The 22,114-nt window shown below is 31.1% G+C and carries 17 protein-coding genes, 1 pseudogene and 1 riboswitch; of the genes and pseudogenes, 7 read left to right on the top strand and 11 right to left on the bottom strand.

The window, feature by feature from the left end; all coding sequences use genetic code 11:
• Window positions 1-2: 2 nt before the first annotated feature.
• The 8 genes and pseudogenes from nikC to ACY3JO_RS04680 all read right to left on the bottom strand — a co-directional run bounded on the left by nikC (window position 3) and on the right by ACY3JO_RS04680 (window position 12,069).
• Window positions 3-866 carry a nickel transporter permease gene (nikC, locus tag ACY3JO_RS04715; protein WP_463083903.1) on the bottom strand — a complete coding sequence of 288 codons (864 nt, stop codon included), beginning with the start codon at window positions 864-866 and terminating at the stop codon, window positions 3-5.
• A 6-nt stretch (window positions 867-872) separates the two neighbouring features.
• Window positions 873-1,877, bottom strand: a complete 1,005-nt coding sequence (locus ACY3JO_RS04710; protein WP_463083902.1) for an ABC transporter permease — start codon at window positions 1,875-1,877, stop codon at window positions 873-875.
• 96 nt (window positions 1,878-1,973) lie between these two features.
• Window positions 1,974-3,558 (bottom strand): annotated as a pseudogene (locus ACY3JO_RS04705) (ABC transporter substrate-binding protein).
• Window positions 3,559-3,644: 86 nt separating this feature from the next.
• The gene (locus ACY3JO_RS04700) at window positions 3,645-5,498 is read right to left on the bottom strand and encodes a glycosyl hydrolase 53 family protein (protein ID WP_463083901.1); all 1,854 of its coding nucleotides are present in this window, start codon (window positions 5,496-5,498) and stop codon (window positions 3,645-3,647) included.
• A gap of 20 nt (window positions 5,499-5,518) precedes the next feature.
• Window positions 5,519-7,918 carry a sugar ABC transporter permease gene (locus tag ACY3JO_RS04695; RefSeq protein WP_463083900.1) on the bottom strand — a complete coding sequence of 800 codons (2,400 nt, stop codon included), beginning with the start codon at window positions 7,916-7,918 and terminating at the stop codon, window positions 5,519-5,521.
• Window positions 7,919-7,920: 2 nt separating this feature from the next.
• A complete protein-coding gene (locus ACY3JO_RS04690) occupies window positions 7,921-9,648 on the bottom strand; it encodes an ABC transporter permease subunit (RefSeq protein ID WP_463083899.1) in 1,728 nt (575 codons plus the stop codon).
• A gap of 63 nt (window positions 9,649-9,711) precedes the next feature.
• The gene (locus ACY3JO_RS04685) at window positions 9,712-10,908 is read right to left on the bottom strand and encodes a sugar ABC transporter substrate-binding protein (protein WP_463083898.1); all 1,197 of its coding nucleotides are present in this window, start codon (window positions 10,906-10,908) and stop codon (window positions 9,712-9,714) included.
• 135 nt (window positions 10,909-11,043) lie between these two features.
• Complete coding sequence (locus ACY3JO_RS04680; protein ID WP_463083897.1) at window positions 11,044-12,069, bottom strand: LacI family DNA-binding transcriptional regulator; 1,026 nt, start codon at window positions 12,067-12,069, stop codon at window positions 11,044-11,046.
• A 158-nt stretch (window positions 12,070-12,227) separates the two neighbouring features.
• On the opposite strand from ACY3JO_RS04680, the gene ACY3JO_RS04675 reads away from it, so the two are divergent.
• Together ACY3JO_RS04675 and ACY3JO_RS04670 are read left to right on the top strand one after the other, a co-directional pair.
• Entirely contained in the window at window positions 12,228-12,662 is a 435-nt protein-coding gene (locus ACY3JO_RS04675) for a PPC domain-containing DNA-binding protein (protein WP_463083896.1), read from the top strand.
• A gap of 2 nt (window positions 12,663-12,664) precedes the next feature.
• A complete protein-coding gene (locus ACY3JO_RS04670; protein WP_463083895.1) occupies window positions 12,665-13,363 on the top strand; it encodes an RraA family protein in 699 nt (232 codons plus the stop codon).
• A 31-nt stretch (window positions 13,364-13,394) separates the two neighbouring features.
• Here the strand turns inward: ACY3JO_RS04670 and ACY3JO_RS04665 are convergent, their stop codons facing one another.
• On the bottom strand, window positions 13,395-15,680 hold the full coding sequence (locus tag ACY3JO_RS04665) for a glycoside hydrolase family 3 N-terminal domain-containing protein (protein WP_463083894.1): 2,286 nt from the start codon (window positions 15,678-15,680) through the stop codon (window positions 13,395-13,397).
• Window positions 15,681-15,815: 135 nt separating this feature from the next.
• Between ACY3JO_RS04665 and ACY3JO_RS04660 the strand changes: the two genes are divergently transcribed.
• Both ACY3JO_RS04660 and ACY3JO_RS04655 read left to right on the top strand, forming a co-directional pair.
• Window positions 15,816-16,706 (top strand): DegV family protein, encoded by an 891-nt coding sequence (locus tag ACY3JO_RS04660; protein WP_463083893.1) that lies wholly within the window; start codon window positions 15,816-15,818, stop codon window positions 16,704-16,706.
• 42 nt (window positions 16,707-16,748) lie between these two features.
• A riboswitch (FMN riboswitch) is annotated at window positions 16,749-16,916 on the top strand.
• Window positions 16,917-16,992: 76 nt separating this feature from the next.
• On the top strand, window positions 16,993-17,526 hold the full coding sequence (locus tag ACY3JO_RS04655) for an ECF transporter S component (protein WP_463083892.1): 534 nt from the start codon (window positions 16,993-16,995) through the stop codon (window positions 17,524-17,526).
• Here the strand turns inward: ACY3JO_RS04655 and ACY3JO_RS04650 are convergent.
• Window positions 17,498-18,370: a DMT family transporter gene (locus tag ACY3JO_RS04650; protein WP_463083891.1), complete on the bottom strand. Its 873-nt coding sequence runs from the start codon at window positions 18,368-18,370 to the stop codon at window positions 17,498-17,500. The two genes, ACY3JO_RS04655 and ACY3JO_RS04650, sit on opposite strands and share 29 nt — an antisense overlap.
• Window positions 18,371-18,455: 85 nt before the next feature.
• Here ACY3JO_RS04650 and ACY3JO_RS04645 point away from each other — a divergent pair, with 85 nt between their 5' ends.
• From ACY3JO_RS04645 to ACY3JO_RS04635, 3 genes are read left to right on the top strand one after another with little or no spacing between them, the layout of a single operon-like run.
• The gene (locus tag ACY3JO_RS04645) at window positions 18,456-18,929 is read left to right on the top strand and encodes a bifunctional nuclease family protein (protein WP_463083890.1); all 474 of its coding nucleotides are present in this window, start codon (window positions 18,456-18,458) and stop codon (window positions 18,927-18,929) included.
• Between the two features lie 18 nt (window positions 18,930-18,947).
• Window positions 18,948-20,444 (top strand): bifunctional phosphoribosylaminoimidazolecarboxamide formyltransferase/IMP cyclohydrolase, encoded by a 1,497-nt coding sequence (gene purH / locus ACY3JO_RS04640; RefSeq protein ID WP_463083889.1) that lies wholly within the window; start codon window positions 18,948-18,950, stop codon window positions 20,442-20,444.
• Window positions 20,441-21,103, top strand: a complete 663-nt coding sequence (locus ACY3JO_RS04635; RefSeq protein ID WP_463085634.1) for an endonuclease — start codon at window positions 20,441-20,443, stop codon at window positions 21,101-21,103. The genes purH and ACY3JO_RS04635 overlap by 4 nt, the downstream gene beginning before the upstream one ends.
• Here the strand turns inward: ACY3JO_RS04635 and ACY3JO_RS04630 are convergent.
• Window positions 21,077-22,111 (bottom strand): LolA family protein, encoded by a 1,035-nt coding sequence (locus tag ACY3JO_RS04630; protein WP_463085633.1) that lies wholly within the window; start codon window positions 22,109-22,111, stop codon window positions 21,077-21,079. The genes ACY3JO_RS04635 and ACY3JO_RS04630 overlap by 27 nt on opposite strands.
• Window positions 22,112-22,114: the final 3 nt, after the last annotated feature.

Below are 22,114 nucleotides of genomic sequence, written 5' to 3'. Positions count from 1 at the left end.
TTCTATTTATAAGATCGTGGATCAAATATATCTCTTAATGCATCTCCAAACAAATTAAAAGCAAGAACAAGAAACATTATAGCAAGACCAGGAAAAACTACAGTCCATGGTGCTGACCTTAAAGATTGTCTTGATTCACTTAACATAGCACCCCACTCTGGGATAGGTGGCCTTGCCCCCAATCCTATAAAAGAAAGACCTGCAGTTTCTAATATATCGGAAGCTATTCCTAAGGTAGCCTGTACAATAATTGGAGCTAATACATTAGGAAGAATATGTCTAACAATTATCCTAATTTCTCCTACTCCTAAAGTCTTTGCAGAATTTATATAGTCTTTCTCTTTTATAGAAAGAATTGTTGCTCTAACTACTCTTGCAAATTGTGGAATTGAAACGATACCTACACCTATCATTGCATTTTCAAGTTTTGGACCTATAATTGCCACAATACCAATAGCAAGAAGAATAGCTGGAAAAGCAAGCATTATATCTATAATTCTCATAATTAGAATATCCCACCATCCCCCAAAATAACCAGAAATAACCCCTAAAATTGTTCCAAAAGTTAAAGCTAATGATACAGACATAAACCCAATGGTAAGAGATATTCTTGTTCCATATATAATCCTACTAAAAATATCTCTCCCAGCATAATCAGTACCTAATAGATGCTTCCATGATGGTGGTTGCAATCTTTCTGGTAAATTTTGAGCGATGGGATCGAATTTTGTAATATACGGAGCAAAAACAGCGGTAATAATATAAATAAATAACATCAAACCTCCTATCATTCCTGTTTTATGCCTTTTAAATTTTATTAAAGATCTTTTCCATAAACTACGATTATAATTCCTCTCCAAAGACATTCCCTCCTATTCATATCTAATCCTTGGGTCTATAAATGCATATAAAATATCAACAATAAGATTTATAAATACAAACAACAAAGAAGACAATAAAATACAACCTTGAATCAATGGATAATCCCTTGACATTATCGCATCATAAACTAACCTTCCCATGCCTGGCCATGAAAAAATCGTCTCAGTCATTATTGCTCCTCCAAGGAGGAAACCAAATTCAAGTCCTATTATAGTTATTATTGGAATTAAAGCATTTCTTAAAGCAGATTTCATGATTATCTTCTTTTTAGGCAAACCTTTTGCATACTCAGCTAATATATATTCTTGGTTTAAGACTTCTAACATGCTTGATCTTGTCATTCTTGCAATTGTTGCCATAGGAACAGCGGATAAAGCAAAACCTGGAAGGATCAGATGATACAATGCATCTATAAAAGCTCTAAAGTTAAAAGTTAATAAGCTGTCAATCAAATAAAAATTTGTTAACATCTTTAGATCAATACTTATATCTAATCTTCCCGATGGAGGAAACCAACCAAGAACCAAAGAGCCAAACCAAATCAACATTAAACCAAGCCAAAATATTGGCATAGAAACACCTATTAAAGCTAAAAACATGACCAGAGTATCTATTAAGGAACCTGGTTTAATAGATGCTAATACTCCTAAAAAAATGCCTAATGAACTTGCTATTAACATTGCAAAAAGTGTCACTTCAATAGTAGCAGGAAACCTTTGCATAATTTCAGAAATAACCTTCTCTCTTGTTATTATAGATCTTCCTAAATCTCCCTTTGTAGCATTACTCAAGAAAATTAGATATTGTAAAATTATGGGCTTATCAAGTCCAAGCTCTTTTCTAATTCTTGTAATTTCTTCTGCAGTAGCTCTTTCACCTAACATAATCCTTGTCGGATCCCCAGGAATTAGTCTAATAAATATAAAAGCAAAAAAAGAAATCCCAATTAATATTGGAATTAAAAGTAATAACCTTCTTATTATGTATTTTTTCATTCTATCTCCTAACTATTTGTTTAATTTATAGTAGTATATATACTTTAAAAGGGGAAAGATGTATTCTCTCCCCCTTTGTACTAAATAATAAACTTATTATTCTTTCCATACACAATACAATGGTTCACTACCAGTTGAATGTGGAATATAATTTTTTATATTCTTCTTTCCCGCAAGAGGCGGCATTGTATGAGCTATTATTATCCATGGAGCATCTCTGTGTACTATTTCTCATGCCTTTTCATACAATTTAGCCCTCTCTTTTTGGACTGGTATGGTCTGTGCTTTTATAAGTATCTCGTGCAACTCATCAGATCTGTAAAAAGCAATATTTCCAGCACTACCTTTCACAGCATTATCCTTATCTAATAAAACATAGAAGAAATTGTCTGGATCCCCATTATCTCCTGTCCATCCTAAGAAAGCCATATCATGTTCACCATTTTCTATTTTTTGTAAGTAAGTACCCCAATCATAAGTAACTATTTCTGCATCAATACCAACAGCCTTTAAATAGCTCTGTACAGCCTCTGCTATTTTCATTGGTTGAGGATTATATGGCCTGTTTACTGGCATAGCCCATAATGTGGTTTTAAAGCCATTAGGATATCCTGCTTCAGCTAACAATTTCTTGGCTTTTTCTGGATTATATGGATAATCTTGTAATTTATCATTGTATCCCCATAAGGTGGGTAGTATACGATTCTTAGCCACGATTGCTATTTAGATAAAAGGCATCCACAATTGCTTTCTTGTCAATTGCGTAATTTATAGCAAGCCTTACTCTTAAATCATCAAAAGGTTTTTTATCCATATTCATAGCAAGATATCCAACATTAAAACTTGGTCTGATAAACAATTGTAAATTTTTATTTTGTCTAACCCTTTCTACATCCTCTGGATTCAAACCATCAATAATATCCACTGTGCCAGCTTCTAATTCCATAAATCTTGCGGAATTATCTGGTATAGATCTAAAAATAATTTTATCAAGATAGAGGGCTCCATCCCAGTAATTTTTATTTGCTGAAAGTACTATCTTATCTCCCTTACTCCAAGAAACAAATTTAAAAGGACCAGTACCCACAGGGTTTTTAAAGAAATCTTCCTTATATTTCTTAATTGCTGCCAGACTTGCAATAGCAAAACAAGACATAGCAAGGTTAGAAAGAAATGGAGCTAAAGGTTTTGATGCTAAAGGTTTTGATAAAGTAATTTTTACTATATATTTATCAACGACAGAGACAGATTTTACAATTCCAGGAAATCCACCAAACATATATCCCCAATATTCGAATTCACCACCAATATGATAAGGATTCTTAGGATCCATCCATCGATCAAAGTTAAATTTAACAGCATAAGCATCAAAATCAGTACCATCATGGAATTTTAAATTTTTTCTCAATGTAAAGGTCCATGTCTTTTGATTCTTCGAAACTGTCCATTTAATTGCAAGACTTGGCAAAATCTCTGTATTTTCTGGCTTGTACTTAACAAGAGTATCAAATATTTGATGCGTAACTCTTAGAGATTCGCCATCAGTAACATTAATGGGATCCAATTTAACAGAGTCCCCACCTCTTCCAGAAACTAAGGTTCCACCCCTTTTTGGAGTTTGAGAATTAGCAAAATTAACAAATAACATTAAACATAAAAAGAGGACCAAAAACTTACGCATCCCGAAATCTCCCATAAAATTTTACTCCCCCTCCCTATTTATTCTCTTTTAAGGCATCATTGCCTTAAGTTATTATGTATTATATATTATTCTTCTTTAACTTCAAAATCATCGATCCAAGCCCAATTTCCTGAATTTCCATCAACAATTATACTAATCTTCATTTCACCTGTCGTTACATTTATATCTCTGATGGCAGGATTACTCCATTTCAACCATCCAGTATTTACAATATCTATACACTTTTCTTCTTTTCCGTAGCCACTCACCTTAAATCTAAGAAGGTTTTCTCCTCCACTACCATGAATCCAAAAACTCACTCTATACTTACCAGGTTTTAAATCTTTAATCACTAAGTACATTTCAAATTTAAATGGTTTATCTAACCAGTAATTTAATGCATACTCCCCTGTTTTTGCATTTTGAGGTGGAGTAGCCTTAACAACCTTAACCGTCATCTTATCTCCTTCTACTATCCAAGGATCTATAGTTCCCGATTCAAAACTCCAATTAGGTACATAATTCTTCTCTCCAGATACTGATATCTGAGCACATATTTCCTTATCTATACCTTCTATCTTTCCCCTCAATTTAAATTCTCCAGGAACACTTAATAGTTTATTATCTATAGCATCCCATGTAACTTTTAAATTTCTTATAGAATCATCACTGAAAAGCACTTTAACCTTTTCTGGGAGTTTAGGAATCTCTCCTGTAGAAATCTTTATTTTTACATCAGATAAAATATCTACTACTTTTACATCTATTTTTTGATGTCCATAAACTAAGTTAAAGATATCAAGAGATGGTAATACGTTACCTTTGAAATCAAATAAGGTTTGGTTATCCCACGGATTACCTTCCCCCTCCTTCCATCCTGCACCATTTACTGGAATCCAGCAACCTTCCCAATAAAATATGCCCAAACCTTTATTATTTGGAATTTGAGCTATAACTTCCATAATATCTCTTATGGCTGTAGCTTGTCCTTGAACAGTGGGTTTATATCCACCTATTATCCATAAATCTCCACCAAATATATTTGGATGATTATCACCATCTTCAAGAGTCCATGCATAGGCTGTTTCAAAAATAGCAATCTCCTTATTATATCTTACTGCTATATCATTAAGATTTTCCTTTAACTCTTCCAAGGTGCCATGCCAATATGGATAATAAGATACTCCAATAACATCAAAATCCATCTTCAGACCAGAAACATTTGCCAAAAACCATTTAAACAAGGAACTATTTCCTCCTTCTGCTAGATGAACTGCCACTTTTATATTCTTATCAATCCTTCTTACAGCACTTGCACCTGCATTAAAAAGTTTAACAAAGTTTTCAAAACCTCCTGCATCATCACCTATAAGCTTACCATCAGGCCATAAAAATCCATTATTAACTTCATTACCAATTTGTACCATATCAGGCAATGCTTTATTGTCTTTCATATGTTTAAGTACATTATATGTGAAGTCAGAAACTGCTTTTATTAATTGAGCTCCTTTTAAATTCTTCCATGCCTTTGGTTTTTCCTGTTTACCAGGATCTGCCCAAAAATCACTATAATGAAAATCTACAAGAACTTTTAGTCCAAGAGTTTTAGCTCTTTTAACAAGCTCTGTCATCCTTTTATAATCACAAATACCCCCACCATATGGATTTCCCTTTCCATCATACGGATCATTCCAAATCCTAACTCTAACCCAATTGACCCCATGATCTTTCAAAATCTGTAATGGATCCTTTTGTACTCCATTGTCATAAAATTTCCCACCCTTAGCTTCTACTTCATATAACATGGATATATCAACACCATTTATAAAATCCTTTGATATTCCATCTATTGGATTTACAAAAATTTTATCTTCTCCATAACTATTTATGAGAATCATCGTAACCCCCAATAAGATTAAAAGGAATATTATTTTTTTCATTACATTTCACCTCCCCAATTTTACCCTTTAACAGCACCCTTCGTAAGACCACTAACTATATACTTTTGCAATGAAAGGAATAGCATAGTCATAGGAAGCATACCTAACAGGGCAGCAGCTGTAAAAAGACCCCACTCAGTCATATAAGGACCGGAAGAAAAGGTCCAAAGCCCTATTGCATATGTATATTTTTGAGCATCTTGAAGAATAATTCGTGCAAAGATAAATTCGTTAAACACATTCATGAATGTTAGTATTACCACTACTGTAAGTATTGGCCTAGCTAAAGGAAGTATTATCTTATAAAAAGTTTGAAATCTTGTAGCTCCATCTATCATTGCTGATTCTTCCAAAGAGTCAGGAATAGTATCATAGTAACCCTTTATAAGGAACATATTATAGGCAATATTTCCTAAATAAACAAAAGTCAAACCCGAAAGAGTATCAAGACCTAAAAATGGAATAAATTTTCCAAGAAGATTAAGTAAGCTATATATAGCTATCATATATACAGCACTTGGGAACATCTGTATAAGAAGAAGGGTAAGAATACCATACCTTCTTCCCCAAAATCTCATCCTACTGAATGGATATGCTGCTAAAGCACAAATAAAGGTTGTAATTATAGCTGATACTCCAGAAACTATAATAGAATTTCTTACCCATCTTAAGAAATAATGTTTTGTTTTTTGTTTCCATATTTGATCTATTCGAAACACTTCATTATCAATTTTCTTTAAATAACCTTTAATCTCTCCGTATGGCATATTATCCATCAATTCTCCAGCTTTTTTTGAGACAATATTGAGATTTGAGCTTACCATATTAACAAAATCAGTTTTTATCAAATTGTATAAATCATCAATTTCGGGTAGATAGCTTTTTTCTCCTTTAAAAGATTTTTCAAAAACTTCTTTCCATTTATTATCAATAGCATAAATAAGAGAATCTGATTTTTCTGCAATAAGATTTAGATTTGTTGAAAAAAGATTGAATTTTTCGTAAAAGATTTTAAAATCATTAAGCCACTTTAACTTATCCGCTGTTTGCTCAACATTCATGATCTGATTATCTCGACCAAAATCAATGATATAAGAAGTAACAAATTCTCTGAATTTATTACTCAAAGGATATGTTAATTCAAGAAAATTATTAAAATCTTTAGCTTCTTCTATTTTCTCAATATCTTTATCTAAATCTGATATAAAGATTTTTAACTGTCCGTATTTCGTAAAAGCCTTAATATTCTCTTCTTGTTTTTCTAATTCCTCCTGAATAAGTTCCTTTTCAATCTCTAAAAATTCATTTTCTTGTTTTAGAAGGGCAACCTTTCTATTTTTCTCTTGAAGAATCTCTACATTTTTATCAAGTTCTTTAAGAAGCAATTTCAAATTATATAAAATATTATCAATTTTTTTATAATCTGGTTTTTTTACTAAGGCTAATTTTGCACTAACATTATCTAATGCTCTTTTGACTTCGTATAAATCAGGGTACTTAGAGATATTCTCTATAATTTGTTTTATTTCTGTAATTTTATGATTTATGGAAGGTATATATGCCACATTAACATATGACAAATAATTGTTTTCAACTATTTTTTTCAATTCTTTATCAAAAGTTAAAATCTCTTTGAGAATATCATTTGTTATCTTATTGTTAATGTTTAGAACTTTGTCTTGTAAATATGTATATTCATTAAGCAATCTATCATACTTTTCTTGATTTAAATTAATAACCCTATTCAGCTCTCTCAACTTACTATTATTTTTTTCTATTTTTTGCTCGTAGTATCTTCCTAAAAGAAAGGTTAACTTTTTAATATCTTTTTCTGAGAAGATTTTTAAACCAAAAAGTTTCTCCAAATCATCTTTAAAAATTAATATTGTATCTTTATCAAAATCTTTTTTATAAATGGCTGCAGCAATAGCCAATTTAAAATTTTCATTTTTTGATTCTTCTTTTGGAAGATTTCTTTTTAAATATTCTTCTAGATCTTCCAAAATTGCAATAATATCATGTTTTAGATTCTCATTTTTTGAAGCCATATAATCTCTAATTTTATAAAATGCTTCTGATGCATTTTTTTGCCTATCTTTCGTCTCTTTCATATATACTTTCAAATAAGATATATCTTTCTGAATTTCTTTTTCTATTTTGCCTTTATCCCATTGGTCATAAGGTGGGGTAACCATAATTAAACTCTGTAACTCTTGGGCTAAAACAGGCATATTTTTTTCAGGGATAAGTAAATCCTTATAATTTTGAATAGAAGTTCTAGAAGAAAAAAGCTTTGTGGAAAAAGCAGCTTCATCTCTTCTTAAGGATGTTGATACAACCCATACTACAGGAAAAAGTATTATAGAAATAAGAACCCACAATACAATATGGGTAATAATCTGCCTCCTTTTTCCTATCATTCTTATTCACCTCTTACTTCCCCAAAAGCTCCTGATATTTTAAAATTAACCAAGCTTATACCAGCTACTAAGAAGAAAATCAAAATGGAAATTGCGCTAGCAAAACCAAATTCCTGACCTCTTCCCTCAAATGCTAATTTATATACATAAGATATTAGAATATCTGTATGACCTGCCGGAGTAGTCGAACCTACCATTGGTGGTCCGCCCCCATTTAATAAATATATAAGAGTGAAGTTATTAAAAGTATATGCAAAACTACTTATTAAAAGTGGAGCAATAATAGAAAGTAATAAAGGAAAAGTTACATATCTAAACCTACTTAATTTTCCAGATCCATCTATAGCAGCTGCTTCATATAAATCATCTGGAATAGATTGTAGTGCTCCCAAGGATATGGTCATCATATATGGAAAGGTTAGCCAAGTGTTAACAACAATACAAATCACTTTAGCCCAAAAAGGATCATTAAACCATTTTATCGGATTAAGACCTAAGAGAGGTAAAATAATTTTATTCAATATACCATATGTTTCATTAAATATTCCATTTTTCCATGTTAAGACTGATATGAAATAAGGAATAGCCCAAGGAATTATTAAAAGAGTTCTATATATGTTTCTTCCTTTAAGTTTTCTATTATTCAAAACTAAAGCAAAGGCAAGACCAATTGAAAAAGAAAATAAAACTGTAAAAAGAGACCACTCTATAGTCCATATAAATATTTTAAAGAAAGGGCCAGATATCCTTTCATCAGTAAAAATTCTTGAAAAATTTTTAAACCCTACATAAGCAGTATAACCAACAAGAAATATCTTATTACCATTTTCATCTACATCATAGAAAGATCCTTCCTCCTCAATTAAAGGCTTATTCGTTTTTGTGTTTATAATTACCATTTTTGTAATCTTTTTGCCGTTTTCTTCTACATTTTCATAAGTCAATCTATAAAGTCTCTCTATGGCAAAAAATTTCCATTTTCCATCTTCATCAATTTTTACACAAACTATCTTTCCTTCTGGGGTTATATACTCTGCGGTAGAAAGAAACTTTTGTATAAGTAAGGTAAAATAATAAGAATTCTTTTCTAAATTATTATCATTTAGAGAATATAAGGGTTCGTATATTTTACTAGTAGAAATAATTTTTTCTATTTTAGAAAATGATGGTTCAGGAATGAATTCATAAACATTACCATTAATATTAATTTTTGACGTCGATAATTTATAGAGTTTACCCTCTCTTAAAAGGATTTCTCTTCCTCTTTGCTTAACAGGTACAGGAACAGTACCTATATAAGTTTCATTATTAATATTAAAAAGTAGAACAAAATCTTCTGTAGGTTTAAAATCATCATAAATAGTAAATATTTTAAAGTTTATAGGCTTTTTATCCACCACATAAGTATAATTTGGATCATATAAAATTCTTTCTAAAGATTCTTGTCTTGTAAATATATGACCCGTCCCATAATTTGTAAAGGCAGTTTTTATTGTAAAGTATATAGGGTACAAAACAAGAAGAAAAAGAAAAATTAAAGCTGGGATAGTATATCTATAAGGATAGGCCTTTGGGTTAAAAATAAAAAAATCAATTAATAAAAGAGCTGATATAATAATAACTCCAAGTTCATGATAAGAATCTTGAATTAAATAAACACCACCCCAAAAAAGAATACCATTAACTATAGCAAGAACTAACCATAAAAAAATTTTTAAAAAGCTCCTCAAAATCATCCCTCCTATAAAAAAGGGGCCTAAGGATTATGCTCTTAGGCCCCTTTTAAAAGTTTACTACTTCTTAATTTGAGCTTTTATAGCTTTGACAGCATTTTCTAAAGCTTCTTCTGGGGTAGCCTTATTATTAATTATAAGATTCAATGCATCATTCATTGCACTCCATACAGAGGCCATCTCAGGTACATTGGGCATTGGAATTCCATTAGCAGCGCTCTTAGTGAATCCAACAATGTCTGGATTATCTTTTACTAATGAAAGAACATCTTTTCTTGCAGGAAGTCTTGGATCTGCCAAATAAATCTTATACATTGTATCTTTTGTTGCTACGTAATTTATAAGGAAATCACGAGCAAGAATCTTATTAGGTGATTTAGCATTAATCATAAATCCTTGTACACCTACAAAGGGTTTTGCTACAATTCCTTTTTCAAGCGCTGGTATTACTGTTACTCCATAATTTACACCGGCATCTTTATAAGCTTTTACAGCCCACGGTCCATTAATGATCATTGCAGCTTTACCTTCTTTAAACATTGAATCCATTATCTGATAGTTATCTCCAGGTGTTAATATGCCCTCATCTACTAGCCTTTTCCATAACTTTGCCCCTTTAATAGCACCAGGATTTGCAAGACCAATATCTATTACATCAAGACCCTTTGGTGTTTCTTTAAATACATACCCACCATACCCAAAAATTATAGGGGCAACATAATAAAATTCTGCAGCACTTGTTACAAATCCTCTAATCTTTCCTTTATAAGCAGTATTTATTCTTTTGGCTGTTGTTATTAAAGCATCAAAAGTAGAAGGTGGTACTTTTACATAATCTTTATTATGAATAAGAGCTATAGCTTCCATTGCATATGGTAGTCCATATAATTTACCACCATAAGAGAAAGCACTAAGAGCAGTATTGTAAAATTGGCTCTGATCTTTAAATTGAGGGATTGGTTCTAATAAACCATTAACCACCAATTCACCAACCCAATCATGGGCTCCCACAATTATATCTGCACCTTTACCTTGAGGAGCTGCCGTAAGAAAATTAGGTTTTATAGAACCAAATTCTACATATTGAACATCAACATTGACCCCATATTTTGCTTTAAACTCTTCCCCCAATCTTTGAAGAATATCCACTTGTTTTTCTGAGCACCAAATAGTAATCTTATTTGTTTGGGCTCCAGTTAAAATAATAGCTAAGAACAAAAACAGCACAACTAATAGGAAACTACTCAGTTTTTTCATAATGAACCCCCTTTCTTAATAGTTTAGAATTAACCCCCAAAACTTTCTACTCTACCAATCTTTATTAATTATAAACCACTTTAAAACCATTTTGATACCAATGTATTATTATAAATGACTATTCATATTTGTCAATTACAATCTCAAAGAATCCCTATATATAACTTGAGCAGGAATTAGTACCCTCTTTTGAGTAATATTCTTACCATGATTAATATCAACAATAATGTTTAAAGTCTCTCTGACTATCTTCTCCACGTCCCATTTAAAAGTAGTTAATGAAGGCTTTATTTCAGTAGAGAGGGAAATATTATCACAACCTATTATACCAATTTCTTTACCAATATTTAATCCTTTCTCTTTTAACTTTTGGATTAAACCAATTCCCATCCAATCATTTGCAGTAAAAATACCTATAGGCTCCTTAAGTTTACTATATATATTAAAAATTTCGTCACCAATCATATAACCTGACGTATAGTTCATTTTTGATTCAATAACCCTATAATTTATACCGGTAGAATTTTTCACTCTATCTAAAAAACCGACTTTCCTAAGATAAGATGCCGTATATCTTTCTGGACCTGCTAAATGGATTAAAAATAAATATCCAGACTTAATTAGAATTTCAGCAGCCATCCATCCTATCCTGTAATCATCTACAGAGACCTGTATAATCTCATCATGATTCATATACTGTTCTATGGTCAGAATATATTTATAATTTCTCTTAACTTTATCTATTAATTCATCCTTTAAAAGACCTATCACAACAATAGGGATATCCTTATTTTCTTTGGTAAGACTTTCTACGTTTACAAAAAGGATTTTAAAACCATTAATAGTAAAAATATTATTTAGCTCCATAAAAAATTTAGCATAAAATGGGTCTTCACTTTTTATATCAGGAGAGAACAAAATATGGACAATTTTATCTTGAGCCTTAGGCACAATATATGTGCCTTTCCCTTGAAATTGTACAAGTAATCCATAATCAATTAATTCTTTTATCACAGAACGTATAGTAGTACGACTAACCTGAAAAGTTTTAGAAAGATCCCTTTCTGAGGGTATTTTTACATAATCATTACCCCTATTCTCTTCTATTAATTTTAATATCTTTTCTTTAACCTTTTCTTTAACTAATGATTTAAGCTTCATATTTAAAAAAATACCATTTAAATACCATTTTTAATATAAAGGTATCATATTAGAAAAAATAAGTCAATTATTTATATACTTGACCATGTATAAGTTTGAATTTAATATTTTAACTATTAATATTTTAACTATAAATAAAATTAAAGGGGTGACAATATATGAGAGCTTTTAAAAAAGCTATCATCCAAAATAATGAAATAATAATTATCAACTTAGAACCTGAAGAATTTCTCATTGAAAGCATAGTTGACTATCTTAAACATAATAATATTAAAAATGCTTGTGTAATTAATGGAATTGGCACCTTAAAAAAGTTAACATATCATCGTGTTCTTTCCACATCTATGCATCCTGAAAATGAATATCTATCTTTAGAAGGACCTTTTGAACTATCATCCCTTCAAGGTATGATAATAAAATATGAACCACATCTTCATTTCGTGGCTTCAGACTTAAAAAATACATATTCAGGCCATATTGAGTTTAATTCTCAAGTATTGTATTTAGCAGAAATTGTGCTTTTGACTTTAAATGAATTTTCAATTAAGAGAAAGCCTAATGAAAAAAATATATATTTTATAGAGGAGGAATGACAATGGAGTTCAATGAGAGAGAAAATCAAGAACTTCTTCAACTTTTTGAAGGATTAAGAGTAGCAGATGTTAGGGATGGACTCGACTATTTATTACTACATTTCAATTATTCAATTCCCTATACCATAAAACCTCTTTTTAGGATAAGAGCCATAGGTATTGCTAAAACTGTTAGATATCTTCCATTTAAAGGAGAAATACCTAAAATGACTCCAAAAGAATATTTAGAATGGATGGGTTATTATTATCACAATATATGTACTTATCCATGGTTAGAAACAATTAAAAAGGGAGATTTTATAGTAATAGATCAGAGTAGTGTAGATGCTGGATTAATGGGATCAAACAACTCTTTATTAGGTTTTACCAGAGGAGCAGTTGGATATTTAACCAACGGAGGTCCAAGAGATACTGATGAATTAGTTTTACAAAAGATTCCTTTTTGGTGTAAATTTGTATCTCAAAAAACTGTAATCGGAAGGCTACAGTTCGATGCTATGAATATACCTGTTAACATAGAAGGTGTAACTGTAAACCCAGGTGATATTGTAATTGCAGATGGAGATGGAGTAGTCATAGTACCCCGTGAAAAATCTTTTGAAGTAGCCATGTATGCCAGAAAAGAATTAGAAATGGATAAAGAAGGAAGAAGAAAATTATATGACATAATGGGTTGGGAATACGATGAAACAGTAAAATAAAAGGGAGGAGATTTATCTCCTCCCATCTTATCTATTCTACTATTACATCACTTGAAAATTTTCTCTTCTCAGTTATTACTTTTGTCTCTTTAACCTGGAAATTACCTTTAAGTTTGATATCTTCAGAAGAAGATCCAATCATTACCTCAAAATTTCCTCTTTCTACTATAAACCTCATAAACTCATCATAGAAAGCAAGTTGTTCAGGGTACAAAATAAATTTTACAGTTTTTTCCTCTCCAGGATTTAAATAGACCTTTTTGAATCCTTTCAATTCTTTAACTGGCCTTTCCAAGCTTGCTATTTCATCATGTATATAAAGTTGTACCACCTCTTCTCCAGATAGTTTTCCTACATTCTTTATTTTGAAAATTATCTCAACAGGCTCTAAGGAATTAATTATTTGAGGCCTTATCTCTAAATTGGAATATTCAAACTTTGTATAAGATAGACCATGACCAAAAGGATATAGGGCCTTAGCTTTAGCATCAACATAATCAGTAAAGGCAGAAGGCTTTCTATTATAATATACCGGTATTTGACCTGTTACAGCTGGAAAAGATATAGGAAGTTTTCCTGAAGGATTGTAATCACCAAATATAACATCTGCTACTGCATTTCCTCCTTCTTCTCCAGGATACCAAGCAGTTAAAATAGCATCCATATTTTCATCTTCCCATTTCAAAGCTAATGGTCTTCCATGTATAAGAACAAGTATAATGGGTTTACCTAACTTTTTAAGCTCTTTAAGCAATTTTCTTTGGATCTTAGGAAGTTCTAATTCTGACCTATCATTACCTTCGCCAGATATGCCTCTATGGAAAAGACCACTCTCTTCTCCCATAACAGCAATTATAACTTCTGACTTCTTAGCTTCTTCTAAAGCCTTTCTTATATCTTCATCAGAACCATCCACTATATCACATCCTTTAGCATAATGAATTTCTGTATTCTTAGAAACTTTATATCTTATTCCCTCAAGTATACTTACTGTTGGTACAGCACATATTTCCTCTATCTTTTGGCCTTCTAATGTTTCAGAAACAGACGGAATATGTACAGTATAGCTGTAATCTCCATGCAAATTTCTTGGATTATCAGCATTAGGACCTATTACTGCAATTGATTTTATATCTTTTGGAAGAGGAAGAATTCCATTATTCTTAAGTAAGACAATTGATCTTCTGGCAACATCTTTTGCTAGTTCACGATGTTCAGGAAGATCAAAAGTTTCATATATTTTCTTAGGATCTTTATCTTCTTCTTCAAATAATCCTAATAGGAATTTTGCTCTAAGTACTCTCTCCACAGAGGTATCTATAACTTCCTCTGAAATTAAACCTTCCTTTACTGCTTGAATAAGAGGTTCTCCATAACAATCAATTTCAGGTAACTCGATATCGATACCTGCTTCTAGTGCTAAAACTGCAGCCTCTTTAGCATCCCTTGCTACTCTATGAAAACTTTCTAACATCCTAATAGCAACATAATCAGAAACCACAAAACCTTTAAAACCCCATTCCCATCTTAATATTTTAGTTAACAAATATTTAGATGAAGCACAAGGCACACCATCTATTTCATGATATGCATTCATTAAAGAACCAGCTTGAGCCTCTTTTACAGCCACTTCAAATGGGAAAAGGAACACTTCTCTAAGTTCTCTTTCTCCAATCTTAGCTGGTCCTAAATTTCTTGCACCTTCAGAAATACCATAAGCAGTAAAATGTTTAATTGTAGCAACTATTCCTTCTTTCCAGTCCTCACCTTGGAGCCCCTTCACATAAGATGAAGCCATTCTTGAAACTAAATATGGATCCTCTCCAAAAGTTTCTTCAGATCTTCCCCATCTTGGATCTCTTGGAATATCAAGAACTGGAGCTAATCCTTGATGTACTCCTACAGCCTTCATTTGTTTTCTAATAATATCAGTTACTTTTTGAATGAGCTCAGGTTCAAAGGTACTTGCCATACCAATCGCTTGTGGAAAAGTAGTTGCACCCTTTGCTAAATATCCGCTGAGACATTCCTCATGAATAATAGCAGGTATTCCAAGTCTTGTTTTTTCTTTAAGAAACTTTTGAATTTTGTTTCTCAGAATAACTGCTTTTTCAGGTTCTACACCTTTCTCACCAGCCAATCTTGTAATTTGTCCTATTCCATATTTCAAGTATTTTTGAGCTTTTTCCTCAGAAAATTCTCCCTTTTCATCTACTAAATTTTTGGCAAAAACTGCCTGTAATTGTGCAATTTTCTCTTCGAGAGTCATCTTTTTAATTAATTCTTTAACTTTTTTACTTAACTCTTTTTCTTCCATTATAATACCTCCTTATAAGCAAACGTTTTTATCTTAAATTATAAACTAATAGGATAAAAAAATCAAAAAAAAGAATTACTAATTAAAATAATATATGTTATTATTATTTAAGACTAATTTGTCATGGAGGTAACCATGGATAAGAATATAAAATTTAAAGTTGTAACAGACACTACGTCTGATATACCTACTGAGATAGGAAAAGGGCTTAATATTAATATAATTCCTTACTATATTCATATGGATGGAAAATCTTATGAAGAAAATGCTGATATTCAGCCTGAAGATGTTTGGGAATATCTAAAAAAGGCTCCAGAAAATAACCTTCCTAAAACAGCATGCCCTGGAGTTGGAGAATATTACGAAGCATTTAAAAAAATCTTAGAAGATGGCCTTTCTGTATTAAGCATACATTTAACATCATGGGGAAGCGGTGCTTTTCAATCAGCCAGTATGGCAAAATCTATACTAAAAGAGGAAAATCAAAATTATGAAATAGAAGTTATAGATTCTAAAAGTGTTTCATTAGGGACTGGGTTTATGGCTATAGAAGCTGCTCGAGCTGCATTAAAAGGATTATCTCTGAAAGAAGCAGTAGAACATATTCAAAAAATAAGAGATAACTTATTTCATGCTTTTACTAATGAAACATTAAAATATCTTGCAGCTGGTGGAAGAATAAGTAAAGCAAAGTATCTTTTAGCTGAAATATTAAATATCAATCCCATAATTTCAATTGACAAAGAGGGAGTTCTTTTTGCTTTAGATAAAGCCAGAGGAAGGCTTAATGCCTATCAAAAAATTATATCTCATATGCAAGATTTTTTTAAAGAAAAAATCAATTTGAGTATAGGATTACTTCATGCAAATGCATGGGAAGAAGTACAGAAATTAAAAGAAGAAATTGCTAAACATTTTGAAATAAAAGAAGTACTTATTAATAAATTATCAGCGGCTCTAAGTGTTCATTCTGGACCTGGCACTGTAGGTGTAATTGCCTATCCATCATCCCTTTCTGTAGAGTAAATTTGACAAAAACCATAATTTAATTTAAAATTATCGGCAAGGTATTACCTTCGGGGCAGGGTGAGGGAAGAGATAAAGCTCTTCCCAATTCCCGACCGGCAGTGATGGTATCTCTACAAGAGATACCTAAGCCTGCGAGCAAGCCTTTTGGCTTGCAGACCTGGTGAGAATCCAGGGCCGACGGTATAGTCCGGATGGGAGAAGGTAATTTATTTATTTGTAAAAAAAGCCCTGGAGGTAAATACCTCCAGGGCTTTTTTTAATACTAAAAAAGGAGGTTGATAACATGACCACTAAAAAACTTACAACAATTTCTATTTTAACAGCCTTATCTATCATCTTATCAATAACAATCTATTTTCCCATTCTCCCCCAAGCCCCCTATTTATTATATGATCCAGGAGATATTCCTTTATTATTAATATCTTTGTATTATGGCATTTCGGAGGGTATCCTTACAACTCTTATTGTAGCAATTTTGATGGCCATATTCACGGGCCAAGGTGGACCTATAGGAGCTCTTATGCATTTTATAGCCACAGGCACCTTAATAACAGTATCTGGCATATTATATAGAAAAACAAAAAATAAAATTTTATCTCTATTTTTTGGGACAATAAGTATGGCTATAATAATGGCAATTGCAAATTTAATACTCACTCCCATCTACTTAGGAGTACCAAGAAGTAATATTATTCCATTAATTATTCCAGTGATAATTCCATTTAATTTAATTAAGGCTGGTATTAATTCAATTATCACTTATCTTATTTCCTCCGTAAATACATTATCTAATTATCTATTGGAGAAGAAGGAATAGAAATGAACAAAGATAAGAGTATAAGAAAAGCTCCAATAAACTGAATAAAAGATAATGATTCTTTTAATACAAAAAAGGCGAAAACAGTAGCAAAAACTGGTTCTAAGTTATATATTAAGGCTGATTTCGTAGGAGTAAGGTACTTTTGACCTATAAGTTGAAGTGTCAGAGTTAAAGAAGTAGCAATAGTACCTAAGTAAAAAACAGGAAGAAAAGATATAAAAATATTTTTAAAAGGGAGACTTCCTGGTTCAAAAAAAATATGGAACAATAATGCTAAAAGCGCTGTTACAAAGAGTTCAGAAAAAGCAAGATCTAAAACTTCTTTTTTATGAACTACATATGCAATATAGACGATCTGGATAGCATAGAGTAATGCGCAAATAAAAACCAGGAAGTCTCCCCAATTTACATAACCAATTTGCTTAAAATCGATAGTAAGCATGGTTAATCCTAAGAAGCCTATAAAAACCGAAAACCATAATCTAATACCAATTTTACTTCCAAAAAATATTCTTTCAAAAAATGGAACCATTAAAACAGAAAGCCCAGTTATAAAAGCACCTTTTGTGGCGGTTGTAGATCTTAATCCAAAAGTTTGAAAAGCTATAGCTGAAAAATTAATAATTCCTAAAATTGATCCTGCCCAATTTATTGTTAAAGGAATCCTTCTAGCTATGAAATAAATACTTAAAAATAGGCTTCCCAAAAAGAATCTTCCAAATAGAAGAAAAAAAGGAGTAAGATATTTTAAAGATATCTTCGTCAAAGAAAAAGTACTTCCCCATATTAAAGCTACAAAAATTAAAATTGATGTACCTTTAAATTCTAATTTTCTCATCATACAGCAGAATTATATCACAATGATTTACAAATGAGCACATTTGGGTTAAGATATGATAAAGGTCAATCAAAAGAGGTGAAATATCATGATGGTTGAGGTTTATATAGCAGGGCTAAGTTTAGATCCTCAAACCAATCAGTTTATTGTTCTTTTAAGAGAAAAGCCAGAAGGTAAAAGATTCCTCCCAATATGGATAGGTCCTTTTGAAGCAAACGCTATTGCTATTGCTTTGGAAAAAATAGATATAGGGAGACCTCTTACCCATGACCTACTAAAAAATATAATTGAATCTTTAAATGCTAAGGTAGATAAAGTTTATATACATTCCTTAAAAGAAAATACTTTTTATGCGACCATTTTCTTAAATGTAAGCGATAAAATATTAGAAATCGACTCCAGACCTTCTGATGCTATGGCCCTTGCTTTAAGAACTCAATCTCCCATTTATGTAGATTCCCAGGTATTGGAAGAAGCTGGTTTCGTAGAGGAATATAATGCAGAAGAAGAATTAACAAAACTATTAAGAGATTTAAATCCTGAAGAATTCAAAAAACAATAAGAAGGAGGTTATATACTAATGCCTTTCTCTCTCATTAGTGTTTATGACAAGACTGGAATTGAGAACCTTTGCCTTGAACTAATCAACCACGGATATCAGGTTATTGCGACTTCTTCTACTGCTAAATATCTAAGGGAGAAAGGATTTGAAGTAAAAGAAGTATCTGAATATACAGGTTTCAAAGAATTAATTGGTGGAAGAGTTAAAACCCTTCATCCTAAAATATTTGCAGGAATTTTGGCTAGAAGAGATAAAAAAGAAGACATAGAAGACCTACAGAAAGAAAATATCCCTTTAATAGATATTGTTGTTTGCAACCTCTATCCTTTTGCAAAAGTTATTTCTAAAAAAGATGTATCTTTAGAAGAAGCATTAGAAAACATTGATATCGGAGGTGTAAGCCTTTTAAGAGCAGCTGCAAAAAACTTTCCATATGTTCTTGTGGTCCCATCTCCTGAAGATTACGAGAAAGTAATTCAATATTTAAGGGAAAACAAGGATGATATTGAATTTAGAAGAGAAATGGCTATTAAAGCCTTTTCTATTACTTCTATATATGATCAAACTATATTCGCTTATTTATCTAAAGAATTTTATGAAAATATAAATCTCAATTTAAGAAAGAAATTAGTGTTAAGATATGGAGAAAATCCTCAGCAAAAAGCAGGATTTTATACTTTACCTTATCAAGAAATACCTTTTGAGAAACTTCAAGGAAAAGAATTATCCTATAATAATCTCTTAGATATGGATTCAGCTTGGAATTTAGTTAAAGAATTTACAGAGCCTACTGTAGCAATTATCAAGCATAACAATCCTTGCGGTGTAGCTTCTGACAATAACCCCACTAAAGCCTTTTTAAAAGCCCTTGAAAGTGATCCTGTATCAGCATATGGTGGAATTATAGCATGCAATTTTATTTTAGACGAAAATACAGCAAAAGAGATAACAAAATCTTTTTTTGAGATTGTAGTAGTACCAGGTATAACAGAAGAAGCTAAAAATATTCTTTCTGCTAAAAAGAACTTAAGAGTTTTAATATATAAAGAAAATATTCCAGAGAATCCTTTTGAAATAAGATCTTTAAGGAGAGGATTCTTAATTCAAACCTTCAATAATGTACTGATGAATAACTATGAAGTAAAAACATCTATAAAACCTGATGAAAAGGATATAGAAGAATTACTTTTTGCTTTAAAAGTTGTAAAACATGTTAAATCAAATGCTATTGTGGTTAGTAAAAACAAACAAACCTTAGGAATTGGAGTCGGACAAATGAATAGAGTGAATTCAGTAAAAATAGCACTAGAACAGGCAGGAGAAAAAGCAAAAGGAGCTTATCTTGCATCTGACGCCTTCTTTCCTTTTCCAGATTCCATAACTCTTGCAGTCCAATACGGAATAAAGGCTGTAATTCAACCATCAGGGTCCATAAGAGATGAGGAAGTAATAAAAGAAGCAGAGAAAAATGGAATCATATTAGTCATGATAGATACCAGACATTTTAGACATTGAACCAAATAGAAGAGATTTTTAAAATTCTTTTTGATAGATATGGTCCTCAATATTGGTGGCCTGCTGAAACTCCCTTTGAAGTAATAGTAGGAGCTATTCTTACTCAGGCCACAAGTTGGAATAATGTGGAAAGGGCAATTAATAATTTAAAAAAACATAATATTCTTGATCCTTATAGTATTTACAACATCTCTGAAAAGGATTTGTCAAATCTTATTAAACCATGCGGATTTTACAAAATAAAAGCAAAAAGACTTAAAAGTTTTATAGTTTTTTTAATTAATAAATTTGAAGGGAACATATCTAAGATGAACACTTATCCTACATCATATCTAAGAAAAGAACTTTTAAACATAAATGGTATAGGTATGGAAACTGCAGATTCCATTTTATTATATGCATTAAATAGACCTGTTTTCGTAATTGACAACTATACTAAAAGATTATTTCACTGCCTTGGACTTTATGACTACAAATTACCTTATGAGAAATGGCAACAAATTTTTCACAACTCTTTATTCCCAATTTACCAACTATATCAAGAATATCACGCACTGATTATAGAACATGGTAAAAGAAAATGTAGAAGATGCAATGATAAATGTTTTCTTAAAAAGACTTTATATTTAACCCTACTTTTGGATAAAAGCTTTTTCTAAAGGTTCCTTTTTTACTTCTCTTATGGATAATTCTTTCATTACTTTTATAAAAATTGTTTCTACATAATTATCAGGAATATCACCCACGAGAAGATAATATTTATTATCTTTCTTCCAAACTATAGATTTCCATAGAATATTAGATGCAAAAAATACCTGAGTATCATCAATAATAATAGGATATCCGGTAGGTCTGATAGGAATATTGCCCTCAAAAAGGGACAAATCAATAACCCCATCCGAATATTTATAATAATAGGTAATTTTATCAGTATCTTCTATTATAGAATAAAATTTAACAAGCATATATCCTAAAGGAAGTTCAAAAGGTACTTTTGCATTATTAATTTTTTCCTCGACCAATTTACTCTCCTCTATTTTCGTATTCTTATTTCTTATAAAGTCAAGATTAAAAAGATTCTCAGAGAACTTAGGATTAAAATTAATCTCTATAAACATCGTTCTTCCCACAATTTTTCCATTACTATTATACTTATCAGTTCTCAAAGATATATATTTTTCACTATCTATCCACATTTTACTTATAAGTTTCTTAGTATATTTAGAAACGAATAGAATAACATATACCTTCCTGCCTAAAAATACCTCCTTATTTTCTATAGTAACAATATAATTTTTCCTTAATAACTTTATTTGTCTTTCTATCTCATCTTTAGTTCTTATGATAAAAGATGAAGGGGAAATTCTTATTACATTAATCTTAGGGTCAAAATCATATTGATATTTTCCATTAGCTATAACCACTCTACCCAAAAGAAAGGGCGGAGATAAATAATCTTTTCTAAAAAGATAATTACCATTAGAATAAACCCTAGCAATACTTGTTTTCTCAAAATTAGGATCATCAAATAATATAGAAACCTCTATGCCTGAAAATGGCACTATACCATTATTTTTTTCAAAATTTCTTATAATTTCAAAAGGATCTTCAGCAAATACAGTTGTAATATAAAAGAGGCTTATAAACAGTACAAATATCCTTTTCATTAC

The organism is Dictyoglomus sp. LHC4, from assembly GCF_055181355.1.
This window is presented reverse-complemented; position numbering and strand designations above follow the sequence as displayed.